We start from the raw sequence: 22,842 nt of genomic DNA on the forward strand, positions 1-22,842 counted from the left end.
TTTGAATGGAAAAAACCTATAACGAACTTCAAATCACCCCTAGCAGTGAATACTCACTTTTTCTTGATTTTATTCTAAGCCTCAGCGATGAGGCTATTGAAGAAGCCAATGGTACGATTATCGTACGCAGTGAGGAAGACGTAGCGATGCTTCTTTTTGGCGTAGAGACGTTTTCCAAAGAGCTATCCGAAGCATTAGGCAAAGAGATCACACTTGATACGCATCTTTTGGTAAAAGAGAATGAAGATTGGATAGCGCAGTACCGAAACTCGGTACAACCTTTACATGTAAACGATTTTTACATTCATCCAAGCTGGGTGGAGGGCATTGCGGACAAGAAAAATATTATTATTGATCCTGCGCTTGCATTTGGTTCAGGACACCATGAAACAACGTATGGTTGTTTACTGTTATTGCAAAACTATGTCAAAGAAGGCAATGAACTTTTAGATGTGGGATGTGGTAGTGGTATTTTAAGTATTGCGGCACGCAAATGCGGTGCCATTGTGGATCTGTGCGATACGGATGAGCAAGCGACCGATAGCGCAACGGAAAATTTTAAGCTCAATCACGAAAGTTTTCATCGCATTTGGACCGGTTCGGTTCAAAAACGCGACAAAGAGTATGACATTGTTGTTGCCAATATTATTGCAGATGTACTTATTATGTTAGCCAGTGACTTGCAAAGAGCAGTCAAAGAGGGTGGATTATTGATCCTCTCTGGCATTTTAGATAAATACGTCGATAAAGTAGAACATAGGTTTTCTTCGATGAAATTGGTTGAAAAGTATCAAAAAGAGGAGTGGTTTACACTCGTGCTACAAAGGAATTAGATGAGTCAAAATAATCAAAACGATAACAAGAACGAAAAGAAAAATAACTTTTTTAATCAAAATCCGCTTTTAATGTTCGCAATTTTTGCGATTGTCATCGTCGTTTTATTTAAAAATTTTACGACGGTTTCTGACCCTGCTGTGGGTGCTACGTTTAGTGGTCAAAACAGCGCGACTAAAAACATTAGTTATTATGAGCTCAAAGAGCTGATTCGCAATAATCAAATCAGTTATGTTGCCATTGGTCAAACCACGATCAAAGCCTTTTCGCCTGAAGGTGCACAAAAAACAGTGTATGTCGTGAAAAAAGTAGGCGAAGATAGCACCCTTATTCCATTAATGGATGAGAAAAAAGTGGGCTATGGCGGCTATAATGAATCGAACATTCTCACGGAAATTCTCTTTTCATGGGTTTTGCCTGTCTTTGTCTTTTTTGGTATTTGGATGTTCTTGGCAAACAAAATGCAAAAAAATATGGGTGGCGGAATTCTCGGTATGGGAAGCAGTAAAAAGCTTGTCAACTCTGAAAAACCAAAAGTGAAATTTGAAGATGTTGCCGGTGTGGAAGAGGCAAAAGAGGAGGTCAAAGAGATTGTTGATTTCCTTAAGTTTCCGGATCGCTACATGAGTTTGGGTGCAAAAATTCCTAAAGGTGTCCTGTTAGTAGGCCCTCCAGGTACGGGTAAAACCCTGCTTGCCAAAGCGGTGGCAGGAGAGGCAAGTGTGCCTTTCTTCTCTGTTTCAGGTTCAAGCTTTATCGAGATGTTTGTGGGTGTGGGTGCAAGTCGTGTAAGGGATCTTTTTGAAAATGCTAAAAAAGAGGCGCCTGCGATTGTCTTTATCGATGAGATTGATGCGATTGGTAAAAGTAGAGCCGCGAACGGTATGATGGGTGGGAATGATGAGAGAGAACAAACCCTCAATCAACTGCTCGCTGAGATGGATGGTTTTAGCTCCGATAAATCACCGGTTATTGTCCTTGCCGCAACCAATCGCCCTGAAGTGTTAGATGCAGCACTTCTAAGACCAGGTCGCTTTGATCGACAAGTTTTGGTAGACAAACCTGACTTCCAAGGAAGACGTGATATTTTAAAAGTGCACAGTGCAGATATTAAATTGGATAAAAATATTAACCTTGAAGAGATCGCGCGTTTAACCGCAGGTCTTGCAGGAGCAGATTTAGCCAATATCATTAATGAGGCTGCCTTGTTGGGTGGTCGTAAGAAAAAAGAGTATGTTGAGCAGATCGATCTTGTTGAAGCGGTTGAGAGAGCCATCGCTGGTTTAGAGAAAAAGAGTCGCCGTATCAATCCTGAAGAGAAGCGCATTGTAGCGTACCATGAAAGTGGTCATGCTTTGATTGCTGAGACGACCAAGGGCGCAAAGCGAGTTTCGAAGGTTTCGATCATTCCAAGAGGACTTGCAGCCCTTGGTTATACCCTCAACACACCTGAAGAGAATAAATTTTTAATGCAAAAACATGAGCTCATTGCTGAAGTTGATGTCCTTTTGGGTGGTCGTGCGGCGGAAGAGGTTTTCTTGGGTGAAATTTCAACCGGTGCTGGCAATGATTTAGAGCGAGCAACGGATATTATCAAATCCATGGTCAGCATTTACGGTATGAGTGATGTGGCAGGACTGATGGTCCTTGAAAAACAACGTAATGTCTTTTTAAATGGTGGAACAACCAAAGATTACAGTGACAAAATGGCTGAAAAACTGGATGAACACATTAAAGAGACGCTTCAAGCGCGTTACGTGATTGTGAAAGAGCGTTTGGAAGAGTATCGTGAGTGTATTGAGCGCATTGTGGCAAAACTGAGTGAGTATGAGACGATTGATGGCGTTCAGTTGCGTGAAGTCATTGAGGCATTTGAAGTGGAATTTAACATTCCTTCAAAGCTCAAAGCTCCCCTCGTGAGGCACGAGTCAAAAATTTCTGAAGAAAAATCTAAGACTGATGCGTAACGGGTCGTTTACTTCAACACATATTATTGCGAAAGAGGGATGGAACCAAGTCGTTTTAGCGTTTATGGTTTTCCTCCTTTTTTATGCACTCTCGTTTTTATCATGGGTGTTTTTTTTGATTTTTGCAGGAACACTTTATAGCTACCGCAATCCTGAACGTATTGCTGAAGAAGACGATGTGCGCTGTTTAATTGCGCCATTGGATGGTAAGGTCACTGACATTTCAAAAATAAGTTTGAGTGATGGCAGTGAAGCATTGCGCCTTGTCATTCGAAAATCCTTTTGGGATGTGGGTGTTTTACGCGCACCGCTTGGCATGGAAATTTTAGAGGTCAAAAAACGTTTTGGACTCTTTATGCCCTCCACATCGCCTCTTTTTGCCTCGATGGCTGAACGTAAAGGGCTTACATGTAAAAGTGCTTTTGCTCCTATCAAAATGGTGATAAGTGCGGGTTTGTGGAGCCAAAAGATTACACTGTTTTCCAAAATAGGCGCCTTTAAAGCGGGTGAACGATTGGGCTTTTTACGCGATGGAGAGGTGGCACTTTTACTTCCGCTTGATACGCGCATTAAAGTTTCATTAAGTGATGAAGTCAAAGCAGGGTCAAGCGTATTAGGCTATCTTGCGTACAAGGATACCGATGATCGACAATAGCAATGGCAATAAACTCCAACTGATCTATATTTTCCCCAATCTTTTTACCGCAGCAAGCGCTTTTTTAGGGGTGATTAGTATTATTGCTTCCGCCAATGGACAGTTTGAAAAAGCCGCCGTTTATATTTTGCTCTCTCTTATTTTTGATGGACTGGATGGAAGAGTTGCTCGTATGACCAATGCGACGAGTAAATTTGGCGCTGAGTTTGACTCTTTGGCGGACATTGTCGCTTTTGGCGTAGCACCAGCCATGCTGTTTTACTTCAGCGTGGGGCATATGTATGGGAAACTGGGTTCTTTGATGTGCGCGATGTATGTCGTGTTTGGCGCGATTAGGTTGGCTCGTTTTAACATTATGATTGGTGTCTCCGAGCCTTCTGTTTTTATCGGCGTTCCCATCCCTACGGCGGCGGTTGTTGTTTCCATGTGGATTTTGCTCTACCGTGAACATACCTTTATGCACGGCATCGAATGGATTATGCTCATTGGTTTGGGTGTGCTCTCGTTTCTCATGGTGAGCAATATTCGCTACCCAAGTTTTAAAAAGATCGATATGCACAAAGCGCATTTGATCAAAATTCTGGTCTACTTGATTCTTGTTTTTTCAATGCTTTATCTCTATCCGATTGAGGTCGGAACGTTCTTAATTACTGCCTATTTAGCGTATGGGTTGACTCGTGGTATTTATAACTTCGTCGTTGCCAAATTTCATAAAAATTAGTATAATACGCGTACTTTGAGGTAAAGTTACTTTACCTCGCGTATCTTACTTGAAGGAGCGGCGATGAACAGCGTTGATGTTGGCATTATGAAATCGATCAAAATTTTACCCAAGATAGAGATTAAAAACGCTCTCCTGCAAAACCTCCTCTGCTTCTAATCCCTTTTTTACTTTTCTAATTTTTCAAACAAATAGACTAAGGAATAACCTATGAGTAACCCTAAAATTATCATTTTTGATACCACTTTACGTGATGGTGAGCAGAGCCCTGGGGCTTCTATGAATACCGAAGAGAAGATTCAGATTGCATTGCAACTTCAAAAATTGGGTGTGGATGTCATCGAAGCAGGATTTGCTGCGGCGAGTCCTGGCGATTTTGATGCGATTGCACGCATCAGTGAGGCAGTTAGCAAGAGTCGTATCTGTTCACTTGCTCGCGCACTGGATCGTGACATTAAAGCAGCCGGTGAGGCGGTCACCAAAGCGAAGCTGAACCGCATTCACACTTTTATTGCAACCAGTTCGATTCATATGGAATACAAACTCAAAATGACGCCCGAACAAGTGATCAAAAAAGCGGTGGAAGCGGTTCAGTATGCCAGAACATTTTGTGACGACGTCGAGTTTAGCTGTGAAGATGCAGGACGCAGCGATGTAAGCTTCATGAAAGAGGTGTTAGATGCCGTCATCAACGCAGGTGCGACAACGCTGAACATCCCTGATACCGTTGGATACCGCTTACCCACAGAGATGGGAGCCATCATCAAATCGTTGAGCGAGTTTGTAGGGGATCGTGCCATTATCTCTGTGCACAATCATAACGACCTAGGTCTTGCTGTGGCAAATTCGTTAGCGTGTATTGAAAATGGTGCGCGTCAGGTGGAGTGTACGATCAATGGCTTGGGTGAGCGTGCTGGAAATGCGGCGTTAGAAGAGATCGTGATGGCACTTCGTACGCGTAAAGATCATTTCAGTGGCTACGAGACAAACATTAACATCAAAGAGATTTACCCAACGAGTAAGCTCGTTTCATCGATTACGGGTATTGAGCCTCAACCGAACAAGGCGATTGTGGGTAAAAATGCTTTCTCGCATGAGAGCGGCATTCACCAAGATGGCGTGTTAAAACACACTGAAACCTATGAGATTATGAGTGCCAAAGACATTGGTTTGGATAAAAACTCAATCGTTCTTGGCAAACACTCAGGGCGTCATGCGTTTAAAGATAAACTAAGTACGCTTGGATATGAACTGAAAGATGAAGAGATCAATGAGGCGTTTGAGCGTTTTAAAATCTTAGCCGATCAGAAAAAAGAGATTTTTGATGATGACTTGCGTGCACTTGTCGCGGAGGAGATCACAAAAATTCCTCAGGTCTTTGACTTGGTGCGCTTACAACTCTCTGATTGCGCACCTGGAGGTGTTCCGAGTGCGGCTGTGACTATTTTACATGATGGCAAAGAGATCACCGACGCGGCGATTGGCAATGGCACGATGGACGCGATCTTTAAAGTGATTGATCGTGTGTGTGGGGTGAGTGGTGAGCTTAAAGATTATAAAGTAGACGCCGTTTCACAAGGCAAAGATGCGATGGCAAGAGTTTTGGTTAAGGTTGTGTTTGATGAGAGTAAACCTGCGATTATGGGGCATGGTTTAAGTGTCGATACGATGCTAGCAACCGCTAAAGCGTACATTGGCGCACTCAACAGTTATATCTCGATGCGAGATAACTTACGAACCCTTAAAATGAGTCAAGAAGAGGGTATTTAGCCTCTCAAAAATCTTTACATGTAAAGGTTTTTTCCTTTACATGTAAGCTTATCGTTGAATCGCAAAACTAAAATAATCTGAGATAAAACCAATGTTTCCGATGCTTCTATACTGCGCATTGGCGGCTTCAAAATTGCCTACTTCTTGGTAAAGCAATCCAAGGGCGTATTTACTCTCCACATTGCTTGGATCGGTGAGCTTTGAGAGTTCCAAAAGCGCAATCGCATTTTCACTGTGCCCTGCACCAATCGCTGCAACCGAGGCTAGAAAAATCGTATGGGTGTCTTTTTTATGATAATCATCAATGAGTTTATTGTAAAGGGCAAATGCCTCTTCAAAATTGTTGGTGTAAATCTCCATGTACGCCAGTGTTTGCATGATGGAGGGAATATCGATAAGCTCTTCTTCCATTTTCACCCTGACACTGTCGCGTTTTTGATGCAATAATCCTCCAATTTGAAGCAGTTTGATGTACTGCTCTTTCACAATTTTAGGACCAAAATAGAAGGCATCATAGTCCAAAGGAAGGCGATTAAACTCCATTTGAATCGCTTTAGCATAATTTTTAATATCTTGTTTTTGATGCTTCACATTAAACGCAATGATATTGGAAATAATATCTTTGGGAAGCAGTGCTTGAAGTTTTTGCGTACCTAAACGGTAGATGCGCTCATTATTGAGTTTTTGTGCGGCGATGATGTTGAGCATAAGACTCAGCGGACTATCTTCTTTCTCTTTTTCAATCCAACGTGTGAGGGAAAAGTGGTTGCCATCGGTGAGGTGAATGAGTGAGGCGTACAGGTTATCTTTTTCCAGTGTCTGATTTTTGTTAATACTCTCTTTGACATCTTCCGAGAGTTTGGTGATGTCCTTACCGATTAAATTTCCACTCATTAAAGCAAAAACACCGGCAAGGTAGTTGTTGCTATCAAGATGGTAACTTTTAGAGAAGTTTTTATAGGCTGCAGCATAATCGCCCATTTGTGCGTAGGTAAGGGCTAAATTGTAGTGCAAAATGGAGTGATTTTTATACTCTTCCACCATTTTTGCAAAAATATCATTGGCTTCGTAGACATGAAAATCGAGTGCTTTTTTAATCCCTTTACTGATCGCAATATTGACTTTAGAGATCGTAGAGCTCGCTTTAAGATAAGAGAGGGCGGGTCCGATTTCATCAATAAAAATATTCATACTGCCCTTACGAATGTAATCAATCGTCTGCTTCGCATCAAACACTTTATACGGAGCATAGTAAAAAATAAGGCTATAGGTATTTTCATCATTGAAAAAGAGCTCTTTTTCAAACTCAAGTTGCGCTTTGTCCACATCAAAGAGCGACGGTTTTAAAATAGCGTGCATTTTATAGATGGGTTTGGCATCTGTATCACGCACTTTATAAACTTCACCCATCAGCGAAGCGACATTGCCGAGGTTGCCCATTTTATTTTCAACCATCGCCAATGCCATTTTAATTTTGGGATTTTCGCGGTCATTTTGCAGCGCTTTGAGCAAGGATGTTTTCGCTTTTAAAAACTCGCCTAGTTTGGCTTGTAAAAGACCAAGGGTAAAATAATCGCTCATTTTTTCGATCTTTTCAAGCGTGGAGAGGGCATACGCATTGTAATTGAGCGACGCTAATATTTTAGAAGAGAGGTACTCTTGATCTTCTTTGTAAAAATCATTGCTTGGATGCGATACAGCACTCAGTGCCTCATAGTAAAAATCTTTATAGTAATGCACCAGTCCTACATAATAGGAGTAGAGTGGGGCGTTACTCTCCTCAGGAAGATACGCAAATGCAAGATCGATGTAATAGGTAAAAAGTGTATTATCTTTCATCTCCAGTGCACATACGGCAGCATTAATCGCGCTAATGGTACGGTGTTCTTTATTTTGAATCGCTTTTTTAAACGCTTCTAGGGCTTCTGGAAAGTTTTGTTCTTTCAGTTTTGCGACACCGATGTTGTAGTAAGAGATGGCTTCATTGAACGTGGCAATTTTTTCATAGATTTTAAGAGCGTCATCTTTATTGCCTTGCTCATACAGAAGATGCGCTTTTTTGATCATGCCTTCCAATTTTGAGGGCGAAAATTGTTCTTTAATCGCGGGTTTTTCCACCACTTGCGCTATAGCTACAGGTGCATTGGCAGCTCTGTTTTTAGTGTTGATGATGATCACGATGGCAATGATGATTCCAAGAAGAAGTAGCGATCCCAAAATAAGTAAAATCAGCAATTTTTTCTTGGATTTTCTTTTTTGCTCATCCTCTTCATTTTGGATGACAGAAGCGGTAGCTGTTTCTTCAGCACCTTCCTCTGTTATCGGCGCAAATCCCTCATCTTCGCTTGTGCTTAAGGGATCCGCTTCGAGGATAACGACTTCTTCTGCCATCTTACATGTACTTTTTCAAAACGTCTGGGATGGAGACAGTACCATCTTCCATTTGGTAGTTTTCCATAATCGCAATCAACGTTCGACCCACTGCTAAAGAAGAGCCATTGAGGGTGTGTACTAAACGGTTTTTACCCTCGTCTTTAAAGCGGATTTTCGCCCGTCTGGCTTGGAAATCAAAGGTATTCGAGACGGAGCTAATTTCACGGTAGCGGTTTTGCCCTGGAAGCCAGACCTCAAGATCTACTGTTTTGGCGGCACTAAAGCCAAGATCGCCACCGCAAAGCATCAAGTGCCGGTGTGGAAGCCCCAGAGAAGTAAGCAGGTCTGAGGCGCAGGAGAGCATCTCTTCAAAAACGGCTTCACTCTGTTCAGGTGTCGTGATGCAGACCAGTTCTACTTTATCAAATTGGTGTTGGCGAATCATACCGCGCGTGTCTTTACCCGCACTGCCAGCCTCTTTTCTAAAACAAGCAGAATAGGCAGTCATTTTAAGAGGAAGCTCTTCTTTGGTTAAAATCTCATCTCTAAAAAGATTGGTCACAGGCACTTCCGCCGTTGGAATCAAAAAGAGCTCTTCGCCATCGATTTTAAAGAGATCATCTTCAAATTTAGGCAGTTGTCCTGTTCCCATAAGCGTTTCACGATTCACAATGTAGGGGACAGCAACTTCAACGAAGCCTCGTGTTCGGTTAAAATCAAGCATGTAATTAATCAAAGCGCGTTCAAGTCGTGCAGCTTCATTTTTCAAAACACTGAAACGACTCTTTGCCAGTTTAACGCCACGTTCAAAATCGATCCAGTTTTGCGCACTGTCAATATCCCAATGCTCTTTGGGTGTAAACGAAAACACTCTTGGCTCAAGGACGCGCTTAAGTTCCACATTGTCATTCTCATCTTCACCCTCAGGTACCAAAGGGGAGGGCATATTGGGGATGATAGTGGCTAACGCTTCCAGTTTCTCTTCTAATGCACGTACGATCTCTGTCGCATCGGCTATTTTTGCTTTATTTTCTGAGAGTTCCGCTTTAAGAGAGCTCACATCTTTTCCCTCTTTTGCGTACACACCAAAGAGTTTACTTTTAGAATTTTGTTCTGCTTGAAGCGGCTCTAAAACAAGACGCGCACTTTTAAGTTCCAACGAAATCGCGCGAAGCTCTTCTAAAAGGCTCTCGTCCACTTTTTTCTTTCTGAGGCTTTGTGCAACGCTTTCAAAATCATTTTGTATGAGTTTAATATCTAACATGCTTTCCCTTAACGATAAATTCCAACAAGATCACGAACCACACGCATTTTCTCAGAGGCAATGGCGCGCGCTTTACGGGCTCCCTCATCCAAGATAGCGAATACTTCCTCTTTATGCGCGACATAATAGGCTCTTTTTTCACGTGCTTCAGCAAAATAATCCCAAATGAGTGCACTGAGGTACGCTTTAAAGTGTCCATACCCTTCGCCACCTTTTTGGTAGCGCGCCTGCAATGCAACTACTTCGTCCTTTTCCAAAAAGAGTTTAGCCAACGCAAACACGTTACATGTAAGATAATCTTTAGGCTCTTCCATTGGTGTTGAGTCAGTCACAATGCGTGACGTCGCTTTTTTGAGCTCTTTTTCGGTGCAGAAGATGTCGATCGTGTTGCCATAGCTTTTGCTCATTTTAGCGCCATCAAGACCTGGGACGGTTGCGACCGTGTCATCGACTTTGAAGTCAGGCACTTTAAAGATGTCTCCAAACTCATTGTTAAATTTAATCGCGATATCGCGCGTAATTTCAACGTGTTGAATCTGATCTTTACCCACAGGAATCACTTCCGCATCGTAAAGCAAAATATCCGCTGCCATCAAAACAGGATAGGAAAAGAGTGAGTGATTGGCGGCGATGCCTTTAGCGACTTTGTCTTTGTAGCCGTGTGCGCGCTCCAACAGACCCATCGGCGTGTAGCCTGAGAGAATCCAGTAAAGTTCTAACACCTCTTTGACATCGGACTGTGCCCATAAGGTCGCTTTGGTCGGGTCAATTCCCAGACTCATAAAATTAATTGCCGCATCAAGGGTGTTATTTTTGAGTGCCACGCCATCTTTTAACGAGGTGAGGGCGTGGTAGTTGGGGATGAAGATAAACAGATCGCTCTTTTCTTGAAGATCGACCATTTGTTTGATCGCACCAAAATAGTTACCTATGTGAAGTGCACCAGAGGGTTGAATGCCTGTTAATACTCTCATCAATCTGTCCTACTCTTTTTCTGTTTTTAACTTTAGTACTGCAATGATCTCTTTGACAATCGCTTCAATGGTTCGCTCTTCCACATCGATGATGATGTCCGCTTTATCTTCGTACAACGATGAGCGATCTTTAAAGAGCGCTCTGGCTTTAGCTTCATCACTCAATAAAGGGCGTTTTGCCAGCTTAAGATCGGCATTTTCATGTTCACGAAGGCGTTTGAGAATGCCATCAAACGAAGAGCGAAGGTAGATAATCGTTCCAATGTCATCTAAATTATCGACCTTGAAAAAACCGCCACCGGTTGAGATAATGGCATTTTTGACATTTTTCTCCAGCCATTTAGCCGTTTTTTTCTCCAGTTTCCTAAAGTATGCTTCGCCATCTGTATCAAAAATAGTCTTGATTTTTCGGTTTTCCATACTCTCAATCAAATCATCGGTATCCAGCCCAAAACGTTTGGTTTTTTTGATCAGCGCTCTGGAAATGGTACCTTTGCCCACACCCATAAAGCCAATCAAAACGACATTTTTATTTTTAAGATTCAGCACCGCTATTTTCCTGTTCGTTATCTCGCTCACCTTTAGCTCGTGGGTAAAGCAAAATAGGAGAGCCTTCTAGATTGAAATTCTCACGCAATTTGTTGGCAAGGTAGCGTTTGTAGCTAAAGTGCAAGGATCGTGGTTTATTCATGACCAAAGCGATGCGCGGTGGTTTGGTGAGGTATTGGGTTGCAAAGTAAATTTTAACGATTTTGGAGTGATCACTAGGTATCTGATGCCGAATCGTTGCATTTTTGATGACCTCATTGAGTTGACGCGTTGGGATATGCTGTGAATAATTTGCATAGACCGATAAAATCATATCTTTGATTTTTGCAACACGTTGTTTACTTTTGGCGGAAACGGTGATTAAGGGCGCGTAAGAGAGAAACTTAAAACGGTCTCTGACTTCGGCGGTGATTTTTTCAAAATCGGCGAGGGGATTGTCCCATTTATTGAGCACGATGATACATGCCAAATGGTTCTCTTCGACAAGGCCTGCGATGCGCTCATCGAGCTCTAAAAAAGGCTCACTTGTATCTAAAACAAGCAGGGCAATGTTCGCACGCTCCAACATCTCTTTGGTGCGCATCAGGGCAAATTTTTCAATGCCTTCGATTTTTCCACGACGACGCAGTCCTGCGGTATCGACAAAGTTGAGGATTTTATCTTCATATTCGATGCTCTCATCCACAGGGTCAATGGTTGTTCCTGCCACACTGCTTACGACGGCTCGTTGTTTTCCAACAAGGGCGTTAAGCAACGAGCTTTTACCGACATTGACACGTCCGATGATTGCGATATTGATTTGATTGGTCTCAACCTCTTCTTGGATTGCTTCAAGCAGAGGCTCTTCTTCATCGTCAACGACGCCTTCATTGTCCCAGTATTCATCCTCGTCATCAAAAGCATCCTCTTCGCTCTCCTCTTCTGCTTCGCTAGGAGGTGGGATAGCGCCTTCAACTGAGGGAAGAAGCTCGCCGATCCACTCCAAAAGGGCACTCACGCCACGGTTGTGTGAAACAGAGATGGGGAAAACACATTCGGCTCCAAATTCGTCAAACTCCCACGCACGCTCCATCTCTTTGTCATTGTCAATTTTATTGATGACCAAAGCGATCGGTTTTTTACGCGCTTGAAGGGAGTAAAAGATTTTTCTCTCTTCATCACTGGGTCGCATTTTGCCATCAACAACCATGATGATAATGTCGGCTTTCTTAGAGGCTTCCATCGACATAGTATGGACATTTTCAAAGAGTTCTGTGGATTTATCAAGTCCGCCTGTGTCTAAAAGAAGGCATGGTTTTTCGGTGATATAGACTTGATGCGATTTGATGTCGCGCGTTGTTCCGCTAAAATCAGACGTAATCGCGATGCGTTGTTTCGCGATACGGTTAAATAAAGAGCTTTTTCCCACATTGGGCAGCCCGATAATGGCAATTTTTTTCATAGTAACCTTTAGTACATAATTGACTTGATTATATCCTGTGTTTGCTGTTATTTTGGTAAACTCTCGACATAGAGCGTCTAAGAAGGGAAGGCGAACGGTGCACCGTTACGTGCGATGATCTCCATGATTTTAAAATTGGCATTTTAGTTTACATGTAAAGTGTCGTCCAATCATGGCTGAAGATTCATCTACGCTCCCTCATCAAGATCGAAAAATCAACGGATTTTAACACAGAATTGATTAAGATAACACACTTAGGATCGATCGGAGTTAGTTTGAGACAGTTTATTGGCGGTATAAACAAAGGTGTTTTGTTTATGCTGATCTCCTCGTTTAGTTTTGCGTTTGATGGTGCTTTTGCGAAGGTACTCAGCCAAAGTATGGATTCAGTGGAAGTGGTCTTTTTTCGCAATGGCATTACCATGTGTATTGTGGCACTGAGTATCATCAAGCTTCCCATCAGGCAAGTGGGTGGAAAGCCTTGGTTACTCCTTTTTCGAGCCCTCATTGGGTTTGCTTCCATGTTGGTTTTCTTCTACAATATCGCTCATATTCCTCTCGCCGATGCGATCACGTTTTCCAGGACCGCACCTATTTTCACCGCTATTTTGGCGTTTTTCTTTTTGAAAGAAAAAATCGGTTGGAAAGGATGGGTGGCGGTTTTTATCGGCTTTATTGGCATTGTGTGTGTGATGAAGCCCAACGGTTTGATGTTCTCTAAAACCGATCTTTTTGGACTGTTTAGCGGTCTTGGAGCCGCTCTTGCGTATACGAGTGTGCGAGAACTGAACCGCGTGTATGACACGCGCATCATTGTCTTAGCCTTTGTCTCAACGGGAACGTTTTTCCCTGCACTTTTTATGGTGTTAAGTGAGTATTTTCACACACCGATGTTTGATTTTATGTTAGGAACGTTCATTGCGCCTGTAGGAATAGAGTGGCTTTATATTGTGTTAATGGGCTTTTCAGGTGCCATTGGGCAAGTCTATATGACCAAGGCGTTTGCGACCACGAAAGCGGGAATTGTAGGAGCTGCTGGGTATTCGATTATCTTCTTTTCGCTGATTATCGGCATGATTTTAGGAGATGGTTTACCTGATATTATTGGACTATTTGGTATACTCTTAGTCGTTTTAAGCGGAATCATCGTAGCAAAGGAGAAAGAGTGATTTTAATCGCAGGACCATGTGTCATTGAAAGTAGAGACAACCTGTTTAGGGTTGCGGAAAAATTAGTAGGGTATCACGAAGATCCAACCATTGATTTTTACTTTAAAAGCAGTTTTGATAAAGCCAATCGTACGAGTATCGATAGTTTCAGGGGTCCTGGAATGGACGAGGGGTTGAAACTTTTGGATGAGGTGAGAACGCAGTTTGGCTACAAACTCTTAACCGATATTCACGACTATACTCAAGCTAAGCCCGTGGGCGAAGTCGTTGATGTGCTTCAAATCCCTGCATTTTTGTGTCGTCAGACTGACCTTTTAGTCGCCGCCGCACAGACCAAATGCGTGGTCAATGTTAAAAAAGGGCAGTTTCTAAATCCTGCGGATATGCGCTATTCGGTCAAGAAAGTGCTTGATACCAGAGGTGTGAAAGAAGAGGGTTATGAAGCCGCTAAAAAAGCAGGCGTGTGGCTGACAGAGCGTGGCAGTACGTTTGGATACGGCAATTTAGTCGTTGATGCGCGTAGTTTTGGCATCATGCGTGAGTTTGCTCCTGTCATTTTTGATGCAACCCATTCGGTGCAAATGCCAGGAGCTGAAGGGGGTAAAAGTGGTGGAAAACGTGAGTTTGTCCGTCCGCTTTCACGTTCTGCCGCAGCGGTTGGCGTGGATGGTTTCTTTTTTGAAACCCATTTTAATCCGTGCGAAGCGCTGTGCGATGGACCTAATATGCTAGATCTTGATGATTTGGCTTTGGCGATTAAAGATATTAAGGCGATTCAAGAGAGTTTAAAGGCATAAGATGCAACTGATCCCAACGCGCAACATCCTCCTTAATCAAGGAACAAGCGAGCAAAAAAGGCAAGAAATCAAGGAGTATTTTCTCAAAACCTACACGGTGTATGAGAAGCTCTTTGAACTAATGAGCGATGATGAGAGTTATTACCTTACGGCTGACCCATTGCGTCATCCGCTTGTCTTTTATTTTGGTCATACGGCGACCTTTTTTATCAATAAACTCGTGCTTGCCAAATTAATTGATAAACGTATTAATCCGACATTCGAGTCGATTTTTGCGATTGGTGTGGATGAGATGAGTTGGGATGATCTGAACCAAGCGCACTACACATGGCCTCGCATTGCTGAAATTAGGGCGTATCGAGAGCAGGTCAAAGCTAAAATCTTAGAACTCATTGACACGTTGCCACTTTCCATGCCTATTTCGTGGGAAAGCCCGTTTTGGGCGATTTTGATGGGGATTGAGCATGAGAGGATTCATCTTGAGACGTCATCAGTGTTGATTCGTCAATTACCCCTTGAACATGTTGTACCAAACGACTTTTGGAAAGTCTGTCCGCTAGATACGCCTGTTGTGGAAAATTCGCTTTTACATGTAAAGGGAACAACCCTTCGTTTAGAGAAGAAAAAAGACGATGCGCTGTACGGTTGGGATAACGAATACGGTTTACATGTAAAAGAGGTCAAGGACTTTAAAGCGTCGAAATTCCTTGTCTCAAATGCTGAGTTCTTGGGCTTTATCGAAGACAATGGTTATGAAAATGAAGCTTTCTGGAATGAAGAAGGGTGGAAGTGGAAAACGTATAAAAATGCCACGATGCCTCTGTTTTGGCGCAAAGATGATGCAGGTTATAAACTTCGTTTAATGGCGGAAGAGATCGCCATGCCGTGGAGTTGGCCAGTGGAGATTAACTACCTTGAAGCCAAAGCGTTTTGCAATTGGAAAAGTGCGAAAGAAAGTAAGTCTATTCGCCTTCCAATCGAGGAAGAGTGGTATGTTTTACGTGATTTACATGTAAAGGTTGAAGAGCCGTTTTGGGATAAAGCACCTGCGAATATCAACCTAGAATATTTTGCCTCAAGTGTGCCCGTAGATACCTTTGCCTTTGGCGATTTTTACGATGTGATCGGCAATGTATGGCAATGGAGTGAGACGCCGATGAATGGGTTTGATGGCTTCGCTGTTCATCCTCTTTACGATGATTTTTCTGTCCCGACGTTTGATGACAGACACAACATCATCAAAGGCGGTTCGTGGATCAGCACGGGCAATGAGATTATAAGAGCTTCACGTTACGCCTTTCGTCGTCACTTTTACCAACATGCGGGTTTTCGCTATGTCGAATCCAACGAGCCTGTGGAAACGCATTCGGTTTTTTACGAGACAGATTTTGCACTCTCAAAAATCTGTGATGCTCATTTTGGAGACAAAGAGAACAACTACTACGAAGCAATGGCTCAGTTTTGCATCGCGCTTGGTGGAAACAAAGACAAAGCCCTTGAAATTGGCTGTGGAGTGGGTCGGGGAACCTTTGCACTTGCGCGTCATTTTGCAATGGTTCATGGCATTGAATTCACGGCACGCGTTGTCAGACTTGCAACCAATTTTAAAGAGAGTGGCAAACTCAAATATGCTTTAAAAGAAGAGGGTGAACTCGCTCTTTTTATCGAGAAAAATCTGAGTGATTTTGACATTGTTCCAAAGATTCAAAAAGTAGAATTTTGGCAAGCCGATCCGCACAATATGAAACCGTATTTTGATGGTTACGACCTCATTTTAGCCAATGACATACTCGATACCTTGTACGATCCTGCGCTTTTTTTGGAGAAGATCAAAGAGCGTTTGAACCCTCAGGGATTTTTGGTCATTGCAAGCAGCTACGATTGGGATGAAGCCAAAACACCTCGTGCTAAATGGCTTGGTGGCATTAAGAAAAATGGCGAAAAATACAGTACATTTGACGCTTTAAATGAGCATTTATCGCCCTTTTTTGATTTACATGTAACGCCTGTGGAGATGCGCTTGAGTACCCATGAAAGTGCGCGAAAAGAGGTTGTTAAATCTTTACATGTAAGCGTGTGGAAGAAAAAGTAAATTGTCACGCGATTATTAGAATGTTAGACTACAATTCTCTCTTTATTTTAAATAAAGGGAGAGGTATCGTGACGCAAGATATTCAACGCATTAAAACTATTGTTGCCGACCCAACGCCACTAGGTCTTTTTGGTTTGGCTATGGTGACACTGGTTGCTTCATCGCAAAAATTGGGGTTGACGCTTGGTCTTTCGCTCGTCTTACCTTGGGCTATCTTTTTAGGCGCTTTTGTTCAGCTTATTGCCTGTTTTTTTGACTTTAAACACAATAATACGTTTGGGGCGACTGCCTTTGGTGCGTATGCGTTTTTTTGGTTTGGCGTGGCGTTTTCGTGGATGGTTAAACTGGGACTTTTGGGTGAGGTTCTAGCGTCTCAAGCCGATGGCAAGCAACTGGGTGTTGCGTTCGTTGGGTATCTCATTTTTACACTTTTTATGACCATTGGTGCGGTAGAGACCAACAAGGTTTTACTTGCGATTTTTGTTTTGATCGACCTTCTTTTTTTAGGGCTGATTGGTGATACTTTTGGCTGGTTTCATGGTGCGCATACGCTAGCCGCTTATGCAGAACTTGGCATTGCATTTCTCTCGTTTTATGGCTCTGGAGCAATTTTACTCAATCATCATTTTGGAAAGTCATTTTTACCGATTGGTAAGCCTTTAGGCATCTTTAAATAGTCTATAAACCGCTTCTAATCAAAGTGTAACGAAAAATAGTGTATTATGAGAGAAAGTAAAAAAGGAACGTTTATGAATATTATTGAAGGAAAACTCTCCCTAAATGGTAAAGAAAAAGTGGCGATTATCAACAGCCGATTTAACCATATTATCACCGATCGTTTAGTTGAGGGTGCGAAAGATGCGTTTATTCGTCATGGCGGCGATGAGAAAAATTTAGACCTTATTTTAGTCCCTGGAGCGTATGAAATTCCTTTGGCATTGGACAAAATCTTAAGTAGTGGCAAGTATGACGCTGTTTGTTGTGTGGGTGCGATTATTCGTGGCAGTACGCCTCATTTTGACTACGTTGCAGCAGAAGCAACCAAAGGCGTTGCTAATACCGCATTAAAGTACCAAAAACCCGTCACCTTTGGTGTTTTAACCACCGATAATATTGAACAAGCGATTGAGCGTGCGGGCAGTAAAGCCGGCAATAAAGGCTTTGAAGCCATGACAGGTTTGATCGAACTCATTAGCCTTTACAAACACCTATAAGGAAACGCTTTGGCAACACGACATCAAGCACGAGAGAGTATTATCACCCTTTTATACGCAGAAGATATTGGAAATTCTGGCATTGAAAAATTTATAGACGAACTTTTTGAAGAAAAAAAGATTCGAAATCAGCAAAAAGAGTTTGCCCTTGGTTTGTACCATGGCGTCAAAGAGCATTTAGCCATCATTGATGAAGCGATTAATCTTCATCTCAAAGAGTGGAATCTGAGTGAAATTGGAACGCTTGAACGTGCCATTTTAAGACTGGGCGCGTATGAAGTTTTGTACTCAGAACTCGATAACGCGGTCATTATCAACGAAGCGATAGAGCTTGCAAAAAAACTGTGCAACGAGACAAGTCCTAAGTTTATCAACGGTGTTTTAGACGCGATTTCTAAAGATGGAGAGAGCCAATAATGAAGGTGTGCGTTGCACTTGATTTACCCAATCGTGCTGAAAATATCGCACTGATTCAAAAGCTTAAAAGTGAAGATGTATGGCTTAAAGTGGGGCTTCGCTCTTTTATTCGAGATGGCGAAGCACTTCTTCATGAGATCAAAGCGATCAACCCGAATTTCAAGATTTTTTTAGACCTTAAAATTCATGACATTCCCAACACGATGGCAGACGCCGCAGAGTCGATGGTTGCTCTTGGTGTGGATATGTTCAACGTTCATGCTTCTAGTGGCGTTAAAGCGATGCGTATGGTCATGGAGCGCGTCAATACATTGCCAAATCCACCGATCGTTTTAGCCGTCACAGCCTTGACCAGTTTTGATAACGCCTCGTTTGAAGCCATTTACCATGCGCCTATTGCACAAAAAGCGGTTGATTTTGCTAAAGATGCGTACGAGAGTGGTTTGCATGGAGTGGTCTGCTCTGTTTATGAAAGCTTAGCGATTAAAGCGCAAACGACGTCGTTCTTTTTAACGCTCACCCCAGGTATTCGTCCTTTTGGTGAGAATAGCAATGATCAAGAGAGAGTCGCTGATTTGGAAATGGCGAAAGCACAGCAGTCTGATTTTATTGTAGTCGGTCGACCGATCTACCATAGCAATGATCCGCTGGGCATCGTAAAGAAAATTATTGAAAATATTTAGACACTAAGAGGGAAGAATGTTTCAGAAGATATTGTTAAGTATCGTGTTGTTTTTTGCCTTTAGTATCGTTGCTTTTTTTCTGCTGATCAAAGTTATTGATTTTAACGAATACAAACCTCGCATTCAAAAAGCGATTAAAGAGAGTACAGGCTATGACGTGATGATTCGTGGTGACATCACACCTTCACTTTCTCCTGCAGGTGTAAGTATTTTTGATGTTGAAATCACCAATCCATCGTATCATCCAGAGGCTCCTTTTGCAAAACTAGGAAGTTTTGATGTGGCACTTGATCTCTCCGCTTTGTTGAAAAAAGAGTTTAAAGTAAGACATATTGCCATTGATAGTCTCAGCTTGATGATCGAAAAGACACAAGGGGGCATGTTTAACTATGAGTTGCCTTTTATAGCAACGAATAGTGATAAAAAAGCTAACGACGAAAATGCAACGCTTGAACAAGAGGACGATGGTTTTCCTCTTGTTCATGTTAAAAAAATTAAATTTAGCAATGCCAATATTGTGTATATTGATGCGAACAAGAACACGCAGCTTGTGTTTGAAAAAATTGATTTAGACATCAATCACATTAATTACGAACCATTAAAACATCGTCTTCAAGCACTCTTTTTTACGGCGGAGACGCATATTGATAAGATTCAATACGGTCGTTATAGTCTCAAAGATGTATCAATGTCTTTTGAGATAAAAGATGCCATTGCTGTAAGTGAAAACCTTCACTGTACACTCTTTGACACACCTCTACACGGAAGTGGTAAATTTGATTTAAGTGGTAAACAGCCTAAAATTTCGGTTAAGAGTAAGATTGTTGGATTAAAGTTGGCGAGTCTCTCTCGTGAGCTACTCAATCAAGAATTGCTTGAAGGGAGTGCGAACGGCGATCTTAAGCTCTCTTTCTTTGTAGGTGATTCGCACACCTTTAAGAGTACTCTCAATGGATTTGTTCAACTGTATGGGACAGACGTGACGCTTAAAGGCTATGACGTCGATAAAATCGCGTTAATGCTTGATCCAACTCAGCGTTCAAAAGGGTTTTCACTTGGCAATCTTATCGCTGGAACAACAGGCGCTTTTAAAGGAGGCAATACGCTTTTAAAAGAGATCAATACCAAAATTGACATAGGCTATTCTGAAATACAACTCAGCGACGTGGCACTAAGCAGCGCAACAAATCGTATTGCAATGAAAGGGGCTATCAATATGGTTGATGAAAAATTTATAGACCTTAAAGCAGCACTTTTAGATGAAAGGGGATGCGCAACGTTTGAGCAAAAAATGAGTGGATCTTTTGCCAAACCTTCTGTAAAAATTGATGAAGCATCCATAACAGCACTTAGCAATGTGGTACTCTCTTTATCAACGAAGTCTAAAACAGCACCCATCACACCCAAAAAACATGATGAGAACTGTACGGCTTTTTATGAAGGAGTTGTTAAGCATCCTGCGCTAACAACAACGCCTTTAGGGGAATAAATTTTGCTTTTTTAGATCAAATACAGATCTAAAAGGAGTACCCAATGCATTTAATTGAAGGTGTAGAGCTTGTTGTTATGCTGAAAAACAAAATTGAAGAGGCGAAAAAAACAGATCAAGCCAGCGTGCAAAAACTTCAAAAATTGCTCGAAAAGCTTTTAAAATCACAAGATGCCGCCTATATCTAAGCGATAAACGGCTTAAGAAAGCGCTCTTAAGCCGTTTATTAGATACTTTTGATATACTTGCACTCTACTTTTTACATGGACAGATGGGTGAGCGGCTGAAACCACATCCCTGCTAAGGATGCGTCGGGGTAACCTGACCGAGGGTTCAAATCCCTCTCTGTCCGCCAGAAACCCCAAAACCCTCACAAATACAGCTTTTTGATTACAATGACTCATTAAAAAAGTCAAAGTGTCCAACAAGTGTCCAACAAAAATATCTTTTCAAGAGAAACAATGTTTATTATTTTTCCAAAAGAATAAATAATATACCAACAAAAATATCTTTAAAATCAAGTGACTTAGAGTATTGTATAATACTGAGAAATAAGATTTTAAGAAGTTTAACAATGAAAAAGCAAGAAGAAAAAATCATTGAAAAAATACTAAAAAAACAAGCAATCACACAACAAGAAGCCCAAATTATATACACAAAAGAGCAATTAAAAGAGTTAGATGCTCAGCATGCTCAAATGCCACAATTAGATTCCCAAGACAAAGAAGAGTACTACAAGGAACTTTTTAAGGAAGAAATAGAAATAGAACAAAAAATTAAAGAATTAGAGCAAAACAAAGACAATCAAATATTAGAAATTGTAAAAAATCTACAACACATACAAACACCAACACCACCAAAGGTTAGCCATTTTGATTTAGATACACAGTTTGAAAAATACCTACAACACAAAGAAAAACATGAAAAAATAAGCAAAAGCTCACTAAAAGCTTATGCAGCAACATATAGATATTTGGAATATTTCACAACAAAAAGCACTATTTTTAATTTTGCTTTTTTCAAGGAAATACAACAAAAATTACAACTACTACCCAAAGATTTTTTTAAACATGAAAAATACTACAAAAGCACTTTTGAGGAAGTCTTAAAATTACAAAAAAAAGAACCATGTGAAACACTAAATACAAAAACAATAAACAACCACATGAGCAATTTTAAAAGTTTTTTTGATTATTTGCTCTATGAGGAAATAATTCAAGACAACCCATTAAGCAACATAAAACCCTTACAAGAACAACAAGAAACCCCCAAAGAGGAATACACTACACAAGAACTAGAACTAATCTTTAAAAGCAATATAGAGCAAGATTATCTTAATATGTGTAAAGTGGCATTATATGCAGGACTAAGAATTGAAGAAGTGCTAAGTATCAAAAAAGAGGATATACAAGACAATTTAATACATATCAATTTGCAAGATAAAACAACAAAAAAGCACACCAGAATCATTCCAATTCACAAAAACCTACAAAGCACCATAAATGAGCAAATTAAAAGAAATAGAGGCATATATCTATTCTTTGAAGGCAATGAAAATCATGGAGCAAGGAACATAGGAAAAAGGGTTAATAGAAGATTAAAAAGTATTGTAAATAGTGATTTTAAAACTTTCCACTCTTTGAGAAAAAACTTTTCACAAGAACTTGAACTAAGCACCAATGCAGAGGATAAAATCAAAAAATACTTGATGGGTCACTCTCTCTCAAAAGATGTCACACACATGGTGTACAATAGGGGAAAAATGAATGTTGAAAAGTTGGTAGATTGTATCAATCAAATCACATTTGATTACTAAAACATATACCTGTATGACATAAGCCCCACACTTTGTGGGGCCCACTAAAGATTAAAAGTAAACTCAAATTCCCATGATACCAATCCTTATTAAAATACTCTACATTAAAAACTAAAAAAGCCAAAAACATACTTCATTCAAAAAAATTATTCAAAAAAAGAAAATATTTTAAGTTTTTTTCAAAATCAATCTACAATTAAAAAAAGGGAAAAAATATTGACATTTTCCCTGTATCTTTTTTCCTTTTTATGTGTGAAAAAAGGAAAAAGGGAAAAAAGGAAAGGATGAAAAATGCTAAAAATACTAAAAAAGTTTTTTGAAAAGTTATTCAAAAAAACAAAACCAAAACAAACAGAAGAAGAAGTTCAAAAAAATACAAAATCATGCAGATGGTGTCATAAAGAAATCAATGGCCCAACTCAAAAAAAATACTGTAATGAAAGTTGTAAGAAAAAACATTACTATTTTTTGAAAAAAATAGAACTAGAAAAGGCAAAAAGAGAAGCACTTGCATTTAAATAGCTTAAAAAGGTTCAAAATATAAGTAAAAAACATAACACCTTATGCCATTAACCTGACTTTTTTACATTTCACTGTAAATTTCACTCAAAGTTTCC

21 protein-coding genes and 1 tRNA gene are annotated in these 22,842 nt (G+C 40.9%); 17 read left to right on the plus strand and 5 right to left on the minus strand.

Annotation, left to right across the window (positions count from 1 at the left end; translation table 11 throughout):
- Positions 1 to 5: 5 nt before the first annotated feature.
- The 5 genes from JU57_RS07865 (at position 6) to JU57_RS07885 (ending at position 5,947) form a co-directional block, all read left to right on the plus strand.
- On the plus strand, positions 6 to 833 hold the full coding sequence (locus JU57_RS07865; protein ID WP_037959271.1) for a 50S ribosomal protein L11 methyltransferase: 828 nt from the start codon (positions 6 to 8) through the stop codon (positions 831 to 833).
- Positions 834 to 2,801 carry an ATP-dependent zinc metalloprotease FtsH gene (gene ftsH, locus JU57_RS07870; RefSeq protein WP_037959274.1) on the plus strand — a complete coding sequence of 656 codons (1,968 nt, stop codon included), beginning with the start codon at positions 834 to 836 and terminating at the stop codon, positions 2,799 to 2,801.
- Positions 2,794 to 3,456 carry a phosphatidylserine decarboxylase gene (locus tag JU57_RS07875; protein WP_037959277.1) on the plus strand — a complete coding sequence of 221 codons (663 nt, stop codon included), beginning with the start codon at positions 2,794 to 2,796 and terminating at the stop codon, positions 3,454 to 3,456. Before ftsH ends, JU57_RS07875 begins: the two co-directional genes overlap by 8 nt.
- Positions 3,443 to 4,177 (plus strand): CDP-diacylglycerol--serine O-phosphatidyltransferase, encoded by a 735-nt coding sequence (gene pssA, locus JU57_RS07880; RefSeq protein WP_037959281.1) that lies wholly within the window; start codon positions 3,443 to 3,445, stop codon positions 4,175 to 4,177. Before JU57_RS07875 ends, pssA begins: the two co-directional genes overlap by 14 nt.
- Before the next feature lie 210 nt (positions 4,178 to 4,387).
- On the plus strand, positions 4,388 to 5,947 hold the full coding sequence (locus JU57_RS07885) for a 2-isopropylmalate synthase (protein ID WP_037959284.1): 1,560 nt from the start codon (positions 4,388 to 4,390) through the stop codon (positions 5,945 to 5,947).
- A 48-nt stretch (positions 5,948 to 5,995) separates the two neighbouring features.
- On the opposite strand, the gene JU57_RS07890 is transcribed toward JU57_RS07885, so the two are convergent.
- The 5 genes from JU57_RS07890 to der are packed head-to-tail and all read right to left on the minus strand — an operon-like array spanning position 5,996 to position 12,548.
- Entirely contained in the window at positions 5,996 to 8,338 is a 2,343-nt protein-coding gene (locus JU57_RS07890; protein ID WP_037959286.1) for a tetratricopeptide repeat protein, read from the minus strand.
- 1 nt (position 8,339) lies between these two features.
- Positions 8,340 to 9,584 carry a serine--tRNA ligase gene (gene serS / locus JU57_RS07895; protein WP_037959289.1) on the minus strand — a complete coding sequence of 415 codons (1,245 nt, stop codon included), beginning with the start codon at positions 9,582 to 9,584 and terminating at the stop codon, positions 8,340 to 8,342.
- A gap of 8 nt (positions 9,585 to 9,592) precedes the next feature.
- Positions 9,593 to 10,558 (minus strand): tryptophan--tRNA ligase, encoded by a 966-nt coding sequence (gene trpS / locus JU57_RS07900; RefSeq protein WP_037959292.1) that lies wholly within the window; start codon positions 10,556 to 10,558, stop codon positions 9,593 to 9,595.
- 9 nt (positions 10,559 to 10,567) lie between these two features.
- On the minus strand, positions 10,568 to 11,104 hold the full coding sequence (locus JU57_RS07905; RefSeq protein WP_294876685.1) for a shikimate kinase: 537 nt from the start codon (positions 11,102 to 11,104) through the stop codon (positions 10,568 to 10,570).
- Complete coding sequence (der, locus tag JU57_RS07910; protein WP_037959294.1) at positions 11,094 to 12,548, minus strand: ribosome biogenesis GTPase Der; 1,455 nt, start codon at positions 12,546 to 12,548, stop codon at positions 11,094 to 11,096. The genes JU57_RS07905 and der overlap by 11 nt, the downstream gene beginning before the upstream one ends.
- Before the next feature lie 275 nt (positions 12,549 to 12,823).
- On the opposite strand from der, the gene JU57_RS07915 reads away from it, so the two are divergent.
- From JU57_RS07915 to JU57_RS07965, 12 genes are all read left to right on the plus strand, one after another.
- Positions 12,824 to 13,717, plus strand: a complete 894-nt coding sequence (locus JU57_RS07915) for a DMT family transporter (RefSeq protein ID WP_294876667.1) — start codon at positions 12,824 to 12,826, stop codon at positions 13,715 to 13,717.
- Positions 13,714 to 14,514, plus strand: coding sequence for a 3-deoxy-8-phosphooctulonate synthase (gene kdsA / locus JU57_RS07920; RefSeq protein WP_037959297.1), 801 nt, complete (start codon positions 13,714 to 13,716; stop codon positions 14,512 to 14,514). Before JU57_RS07915 ends, kdsA begins: the two co-directional genes overlap by 4 nt.
- Position 14,515: 1 nt before the next feature.
- Positions 14,516 to 16,606 carry a 5-histidylcysteine sulfoxide synthase gene (gene ovoA, locus JU57_RS07925; RefSeq protein ID WP_037959299.1) on the plus strand — a complete coding sequence of 697 codons (2,091 nt, stop codon included), beginning with the start codon at positions 14,516 to 14,518 and terminating at the stop codon, positions 16,604 to 16,606.
- Between the two features lie 68 nt (positions 16,607 to 16,674).
- Entirely contained in the window at positions 16,675 to 17,283 is a 609-nt protein-coding gene (locus JU57_RS07930) for a GPR1/FUN34/YaaH family transporter (protein ID WP_037959353.1), read from the plus strand.
- Between the two features lie 72 nt (positions 17,284 to 17,355).
- Complete coding sequence (gene ribH, locus JU57_RS07935; protein WP_025345531.1) at positions 17,356 to 17,820, plus strand: 6,7-dimethyl-8-ribityllumazine synthase; 465 nt, start codon at positions 17,356 to 17,358, stop codon at positions 17,818 to 17,820.
- Between the two features lie 9 nt (positions 17,821 to 17,829).
- Positions 17,830 to 18,237 (plus strand): transcription antitermination factor NusB, encoded by a 408-nt coding sequence (gene nusB / locus JU57_RS07940; RefSeq protein ID WP_037959302.1) that lies wholly within the window; start codon positions 17,830 to 17,832, stop codon positions 18,235 to 18,237.
- Entirely contained in the window at positions 18,237 to 18,920 is a 684-nt protein-coding gene (pyrF, locus tag JU57_RS07945) for an orotidine-5'-phosphate decarboxylase (protein WP_037959304.1), read from the plus strand. Before nusB ends, pyrF begins: the two co-directional genes overlap by 1 nt.
- Positions 18,921 to 18,936: 16 nt before the next feature.
- Positions 18,937 to 20,409, plus strand: coding sequence for an AsmA family protein (locus tag JU57_RS07950; RefSeq protein WP_037959308.1), 1,473 nt, complete (start codon positions 18,937 to 18,939; stop codon positions 20,407 to 20,409).
- Positions 20,410 to 20,453: 44 nt separating this feature from the next.
- Positions 20,454 to 20,597, plus strand: a complete 144-nt coding sequence (locus JU57_RS14080) for a hypothetical protein (protein ID WP_294876677.1) — start codon at positions 20,454 to 20,456, stop codon at positions 20,595 to 20,597.
- 77 nt (positions 20,598 to 20,674) lie between these two features.
- Positions 20,675 to 20,764, plus strand: a tRNA-Ser gene (locus JU57_RS07955).
- A gap of 219 nt (positions 20,765 to 20,983) precedes the next feature.
- Positions 20,984 to 22,225, plus strand: a complete 1,242-nt coding sequence (locus JU57_RS07960) for a tyrosine-type recombinase/integrase (protein WP_037959310.1) — start codon at positions 20,984 to 20,986, stop codon at positions 22,223 to 22,225.
- Positions 22,226 to 22,516: 291 nt separating this feature from the next.
- Positions 22,517 to 22,747 (plus strand): hypothetical protein, encoded by a 231-nt coding sequence (locus JU57_RS07965; protein WP_037959313.1) that lies wholly within the window; start codon positions 22,517 to 22,519, stop codon positions 22,745 to 22,747.
- Positions 22,748 to 22,842 lie beyond the last annotated feature (95 nt).

The sequence above is a fragment of the Sulfurospirillum sp. SCADC genome (assembly GCF_000743525.1).
Classification (GTDB): domain Bacteria; phylum Campylobacterota; class Campylobacteria; order Campylobacterales; family Sulfurospirillaceae; genus Sulfurospirillum.

Bases quoted from the DNA above. Each gene is read 5' to 3' on its own strand.
- ovoA (WP_037959299.1), top strand. From the start codon at position 14,516: ATGCAACTGATCCCAACGCGCAACATCCTCCTTAATCAAGGAACAAGC.
- pssA (WP_037959281.1), top strand. From the start codon at position 3,443: ATGATCGACAATAGCAATGGCAATAAACTCCAACTGATCTATATTTTC.
- JU57_RS07875 (WP_037959277.1), top strand. From the start codon at position 2,794: ATGCGTAACGGGTCGTTTACTTCAACACATATTATTGCGAAAGAGGGA.
- JU57_RS14080 (WP_294876677.1), top strand. From the start codon at position 20,454: ATGCATTTAATTGAAGGTGTAGAGCTTGTTGTTATGCTGAAAAACAAA.
- pyrF (WP_037959304.1), top strand. From the start codon at position 18,237: ATGAAGGTGTGCGTTGCACTTGATTTACCCAATCGTGCTGAAAATATC.
- JU57_RS07890 (WP_037959286.1), bottom strand. From the start codon at position 8,338: ATGGCAGAAGAAGTCGTTATCCTCGAAGCGGATCCCTTAAGCACAAGC.
- trpS (WP_037959292.1), bottom strand. From the start codon at position 10,558: ATGAGAGTATTAACAGGCATTCAACCCTCTGGTGCACTTCACATAGGT.
- JU57_RS07950 (WP_037959308.1), top strand. From the start codon at position 18,937: ATGTTTCAGAAGATATTGTTAAGTATCGTGTTGTTTTTTGCCTTTAGT.
- JU57_RS07965 (WP_037959313.1), top strand. From the start codon at position 22,517: ATGCTAAAAATACTAAAAAAGTTTTTTGAAAAGTTATTCAAAAAAACA.
- JU57_RS07865 (WP_037959271.1), top strand. From the start codon at position 6: ATGGAAAAAACCTATAACGAACTTCAAATCACCCCTAGCAGTGAATAC.
- JU57_RS07885 (WP_037959284.1), top strand. From the start codon at position 4,388: ATGAGTAACCCTAAAATTATCATTTTTGATACCACTTTACGTGATGGT.
- der (WP_037959294.1), bottom strand. From the start codon at position 12,548: ATGAAAAAAATTGCCATTATCGGGCTGCCCAATGTGGGAAAAAGCTCT.
- ftsH (WP_037959274.1), top strand. From the start codon at position 834: ATGAGTCAAAATAATCAAAACGATAACAAGAACGAAAAGAAAAATAAC.
- serS (WP_037959289.1), bottom strand. From the start codon at position 9,584: ATGTTAGATATTAAACTCATACAAAATGATTTTGAAAGCGTTGCACAA.
- ribH (WP_025345531.1), top strand. From the start codon at position 17,356: ATGAATATTATTGAAGGAAAACTCTCCCTAAATGGTAAAGAAAAAGTG.
- JU57_RS07960 (WP_037959310.1), top strand. From the start codon at position 20,984: ATGAAAAAGCAAGAAGAAAAAATCATTGAAAAAATACTAAAAAAACAA.